This window comes from Lacipirellulaceae bacterium, assembly GCA_040218535.1.
Taxonomy (GTDB): domain Bacteria; phylum Planctomycetota; class Planctomycetia; order Pirellulales; family Lacipirellulaceae; genus Adhaeretor.
The window spans coordinates 1-4,881 of the sequence record JAVJRG010000003.1 but is presented as its reverse complement, the minus strand read 5'-3'; the positions used below and the strand labels follow the sequence as shown (position 1 = coordinate 4,881).

6 protein-coding genes are annotated in these 4,881 nt (G+C 56.7%); 3 read left to right on the top strand and 3 right to left on the bottom strand.

Annotated features, from left to right (window positions below; translation table 11 throughout):
* The first annotated feature begins 10 nt into the window (after window positions 1–10).
* Window positions 11–166, top strand: a complete 156-nt coding sequence (locus tag RIB44_00240; protein ID MEQ8615001.1) for an aldehyde dehydrogenase family protein — start codon at window positions 11–13, stop codon at window positions 164–166.
* An 87-nt stretch (window positions 167–253) separates the two neighbouring features.
* On the opposite strand, the gene RIB44_00235 is transcribed toward RIB44_00240, so the two are convergent.
* From RIB44_00235 to RIB44_00225, 3 genes are read right to left on the bottom strand one after another with little or no spacing between them, the layout of a single operon-like run.
* Window positions 254–1,246, bottom strand: coding sequence for a hypothetical protein (locus RIB44_00235; protein ID MEQ8615000.1), 993 nt, complete (start codon window positions 1,244–1,246; stop codon window positions 254–256).
* Between the two features lie 4 nt (window positions 1,247–1,250).
* Entirely contained in the window at window positions 1,251–2,360 is a 1,110-nt protein-coding gene (locus RIB44_00230; protein ID MEQ8614999.1) for a DUF3696 domain-containing protein, read from the bottom strand.
* Window positions 2,357–3,541: a DUF262 domain-containing protein gene (locus RIB44_00225; protein MEQ8614998.1), complete on the bottom strand. Its 1,185-nt coding sequence runs from the start codon at window positions 3,539–3,541 to the stop codon at window positions 2,357–2,359. The genes RIB44_00230 and RIB44_00225 overlap by 4 nt, the downstream gene beginning before the upstream one ends.
* Before the next feature lie 25 nt (window positions 3,542–3,566).
* Between RIB44_00225 and RIB44_00220 the strand changes: the two genes are divergently transcribed.
* Together RIB44_00220 and RIB44_00215 are read left to right on the top strand one after the other, a co-directional pair.
* Window positions 3,567–3,731: a hypothetical protein gene (locus tag RIB44_00220; GenBank protein MEQ8614997.1), complete on the top strand. Its 165-nt coding sequence runs from the start codon at window positions 3,567–3,569 to the stop codon at window positions 3,729–3,731.
* A 569-nt stretch (window positions 3,732–4,300) separates the two neighbouring features.
* Window positions 4,301–4,881: hypothetical protein (locus RIB44_00215; protein ID MEQ8614996.1), on the top strand; the 581-nt coding region annotated here is incomplete at its 3' end.

Here is a 4,881-nt window from a genome sequence, read left to right as displayed (position 1 = left end):
GGCCGCGCAGATCCGCGCCGGCCAGATCCATGTGAACGGCGCCGGCCCCGACCTCAACGCGCCCTTCGGCGGCTACAAGCAGTCCGGCAACGGCCGCGAATGGGGCCCGCTCGGCTTCGAGGAATTCCTCGAGACGAAGGCTGTGCTCGGGGCGAATGCCGCCTAAGCAGCTTCCGGGTTAGTCCGGATACGGAAAAGCCGGTCCCGAGAGGGGCCGGCTTTTTTAGCGCCGAGCTTCGTCGGCGAAGTTCGGTTACGGAAGTGGCAGGTGTTCGCGAATAATTGCCACAATAAGTTTTTCTCCGCTCTCTGATATAGGTGCGTGTAAGTGGATTCGGTTGCGGTGTAGCTCGAGTTTTACGTGCCATTCGCAGTAAATCGTTCGTTCACCCAATTTTATCTCACGCGCACGCCTGCAGTGGTTGTCCAAGAAAACATTTGGATTTTCCGGCGCAACATCGAAACCGTATCCCCGAAACCGTGCTTGAATAATCTGGTTACTGGGGCGCGTGTTTGGGTTTGGCCCAGCCGGGTCGGAGGGGCGCAACGGCGGAGGAGGGGCTGTGAACACCCAGCGACCGTAATCGTTCAAAATTCCAAGGCACTCTCGGATATTCTCGCGCAACGCAAGATAGCCGCCGCCAAGTGTGTTGGCATCATCAAGCGCACCACTGTGGAAATAGATGTACGGATAAGCATGGGGGGCGAATCGCCTCAGGGATGCGTGGCTGTCGCCTGTCAAAATAATCGCATTGCGCCAGAACGAGAGGCGATCCTCCTCAGTTCGCACCCAAAATATCTTAGCCAGTCCTGTGGCGGACCGTGTCTCATGAATGCCCGATGTCCGAAGGCCAAGGCAGCCTACTGGAGAGTTTGCCCGGACTGAATGATGCGCCCATGCGACATCCAGATTGTCCAAGTCAGGGCCCCCATCAATGGCAATGGTATTGTCTAATCCATCTGGCCACGATTCTTGATCAAGATAACAAGGTGCCCTTCCAAGCCAAGCAGCAAGCTCTTGCACAACTTCAGAGGGCAGGTTGAGATCTCCTCCTCGCGACGCGATGGACCAAAGATCCTTGCCGTCAAGCATGGCACGGCGTTGAAAATCTTCACCGATGTAAATGACTTCGCCGCGTTCCCGTGATGTCTCCACGAATTCGAGTACAGCTTCGATGTCGGCAACTATTTCATCTGCTGCCCAGTCATCAAATTTCCATTCCGCTCCATCGACGACGAATGACATGAGCTTAATGCTGCCGTCGAATTCGACCGAGCGAGGCTACGTCTATCTGGTACTGATCGAAGAAGCCCGGGGGCCAATGAGAAATGCCGCCTGTGTTGCTGAATCTAAGCTGGTCCGCGAGTGGGTGCGGCTCGCCGGGTTGGTCTTCTCTGAAGAAATATGCCAAGGCGCTCTCTGCTGGGAGGAAACGGTGTTCTCCAATGGCGCGACGAATTCCATTGAGCACATGATCCGAGTGCGTTTCCAGAACGACCTGCACACCCTTGCTCGCTAGCCAAGCGAGAAATACTCCCATTCGTGACTGGCCCGCAGGATGTAGGTGTGCCTCAGGATTTTCGACAATCATGAGGCCGTCGAACCTAGCGATCAGTCCACTGAGAATAATTGGAAGTGCATAGGAGATACCGAAGCCCATGTTGGGTGCGCTTACCCATTCGCCTCCATGAGATCGAAAACTCATTTTGACTACTGACGAGCCCGGGAGACGCTCTGCGGTAATTTCAACTGGCCGTGCAATTTCTCCGAGCCACTGTTCTACTTCATACTTCAAGAGCATTGAGGTGGTGTCTTGGCGGGAAGGGTGCTTTCGGCTTTCATCCTCTAATATTTTACTTCCCAATACGCTTAGAACGTGGGCGCAATACTCTCCTTGCACGCCCACTTCAAGTTCATGATCTGGGAGAGGAGAGCTGCCAAGTATGCTGCGGGGGCCAAATCGCTCTGCGCAGAGGTATGTGAATGACCGAGGGTGCACGTTGAATGCTAGTGGAAGGTTTGGCGACCGTGACGTGACTCCTAAATAGAGAGCATCTGGTGAGAGCACGTCGAACTGCCACATTCCGTAGCCGCTCTCGTCATCCTCGATAGTGATCCTGATCGGGGATTTAGACACCCAGTTCAACACGTCTTCTGCTGCGCCAAGTTCCAGACCGAATGGGCCGTTCAGACGGAGTACGTTAGATTGATTCAGAGCGACTTCGCGTGCAATCAATAACGACTGGATCAACGACGTCTTGCCTGACCCGTTCAAGCCGGTGAGCACTGTCAGCGGAGCTAGTTGGAAAGCTGCGTGTTCGAACCGTTTGAAACCGAGGATGTCAATATTGGTGATCATGTTATTGCCGCCGCAAGTAGGGCCTTCGTTTCCTGCAACCGATAAACTACTGTGCTCGGACTACCAGTGCCGACCGTGACAGCACGAAGATAAGTAGGTTGGGCAAAAGCCCCGCGAAAAGCACTGACTATCTTTTCTTTATGTCCAACAATCTGCTCAAGCGAGTAGTCCGCCAAGGCGTTTGCTTGAGCCTCAAAGACAGCGCGGTTTATCGGCCCGCGTTTTCCTTGTCCGAGGGGCCAACGACGGAAGGCGGCGTTACCAAGAATCTCCTCAGCATTTACCATGGCTCGCTTAAAGTCGCGCTCAAGTGCGGCAAGCTCCGCTTCTGAAATCGGCGGCTGACGTTCGGAGTGCCCGTCGAGTCTATGGGTAAAATCAACCAAATATGAATCCAAGCTTGCGTACTGGCGGTAAGCTTCATCTGAAAAGTTTCGAAAAGCACAAAAACGAAGTGCGAGTTCTCGATTCGTCATACGGCCGCTATCTCGTACCTTTTCTCCGAGCTCAGGATCTCTGCGCCAATACTGGTACTCCGTGGCCCTATCAAATTCCGGGGATTCGACTAGGCGACCGAGGAAGTCACGTGATCGTGGCTTGCTCATGGCGTGCCGAATCTCTTGAGGAGAGAGAGGACTTCCAAGTGTGTTCACGCGATTGAATATGTCGTATTTCACCTCATCCGGTGTCTGTGGCTCTATGACGTGAACAACGATTTGCGTTGTCCGGAATCTCCGAAGAGCAACTGGATCGAGTTCGCTGTAAGTCAGGCCATGGGAGTCGGTTAGATATTCTAGATCGTGCTTATCCAGGCGGTGGTCGTCGTGCATGAATATTGCGATCGTGGACAATCTCTGGACGCCATCCACTACCTGATATTTACCGTCTGCCCCCTGGTTGAAGTAGAAGGCGGGGAGTGGAATTCCAAGTAGAATAGATTCAATCAAGCGAGTTCGCTGTCGAACTTTCCAAACATATTCACGTTGGAAATCCGGAGCTAGGTCGATGTCTTTGTCATCAATCTGTGTCACCACATCCCGCAAAGAGAACGACTTTGTCGATATCCGAATCTTGCTAGGGTCCCATGGTTTGATGAAGAAGTCGGATTTAGTATCTTCTTCATCCAAGAGTTCTGGCTCATCCGGATGTTCAGATTCGTTCAGGATTTGATCTTCTGGCATCAACCTATCGTTCCCAAGTTTATCAATGTCTTGCCGCAACTCCGTTATGCCGCTGTTAGTCTTCGGATGGCTTAGGGATGGCGAACACGACCACGAGAATTGCTGGTTCCTCGTCTTCTTAGTGTGGGAGATGGTGCGCGACATTGATTGCTGCGGCAAGTGGTGCGGCGACTCGCTTGCGCGACGCTGATGCTTCGCTTCGGCGCGGCAGGGTGAGTCCCGGCGACGCGTGCCGGGGTGACAGTTGCGGGGTTGGTCCCATGCCGGGGGAAATCGCTTACCCCTCCCCAAACGGACTTCGTCCGTTTGACCCTCCCACAGGGGGAGGGTGGGAATAGCGGGGAGCGCGGAAGGCGTGGATGGCCCGCCACCTTGATTGCACAGGAAGGCCGGGCCATGACGGTTTCGGGTTGGGGGGCGTCATCGCTTCCGCCACCGATTGCGCTCAGGCGGACAGGGGCGGGTTCATCCGTGGCATGACGGTTCGAGGTGGGGGGCGCCGCGAGACGCCGGAAAACGTGATTAATTGCAGCGTCTTACCTCCTGCTCGTTAGCCAGGAGTCTCATTAACCGTACAAACTGCTTCTATCGGGTCTGAATTTACTGTTTCATTATGGGGCAGCCGGTTGAGGTTGTTTGACAGGACGGGTGACGGCTTCGCCTTGTGCGCGGAGCAGGGCTGCGGACAGAGCCGCGGCGCAGGGGGACAGCATGGGCCGGGGGGCTCGATCCAGGTGGAGCTGGTATGGCGCGGCATTCATGCTCGCGGCCGGCACCTGCCTGACGCTTCTTCCCGCGACACCCGCCCGCGCGGACGCGACCGTCTGCGTCGACGAGACCTCCGGCACCGGCAATGGCGCGGTGGCCACCAATCCCAACGCAACGGCCTGCGGCGACTCGGCAGGCGCGACCGGCCTTGGCGGTTCCGCCTTCGGCGCGGGCGCCGAGTCGAGCGGCGAGGGCAGCGCCGCTTTCGGCAATTCCAGCGTTTCGGACGGCGACTTCTCTGCGGCCTATGGCGCCGCCGCCACCGCCAATGGCGAAGGCTCGTCGGCCTTCGGTTTCCAGAGCGGCGCGGCGGGCGACTATGCCACGGCCTATGGCACCGGCACGATTGCCGACGGTGAAGATTCGACGGCAGCCGGCGCCTTCGCGGAGGCCAACGGAGACGGTTCCACGGCGGTCGGTGTCAGCAGCCTTGCCGATGCGGAGGGGGCGAGTGCGTTCGGTGCGGGCGCGGCGGCGGAAGCCGCGTATTCGACGGCGACCGGCACGAACTCCTATGCGGAAGGCGAGGATGCGACGGCGGTCGGCTCCTTCGCCGAAGCCCTCGGAGATGG

Coding starts and splice junctions, on each gene's coding strand:
- RIB44_00235 (MEQ8615000.1), bottom strand. CDS start 1,246: ATGTCATTCGTCGTCGATGGAGCGGAATGGAAATTTGATGACTGGGCA.
- RIB44_00230 (MEQ8614999.1), bottom strand. CDS start 2,360: ATGATCACCAATATTGACATCCTCGGTTTCAAACGGTTCGAACACGCA.
- RIB44_00225 (MEQ8614998.1), bottom strand. CDS start 3,541: ATGCCAGAAGATCAAATCCTGAACGAATCTGAACATCCGGATGAGCCA.
- RIB44_00220 (MEQ8614997.1), top strand. CDS start 3,567: ATGTCTTGCCGCAACTCCGTTATGCCGCTGTTAGTCTTCGGATGGCTT.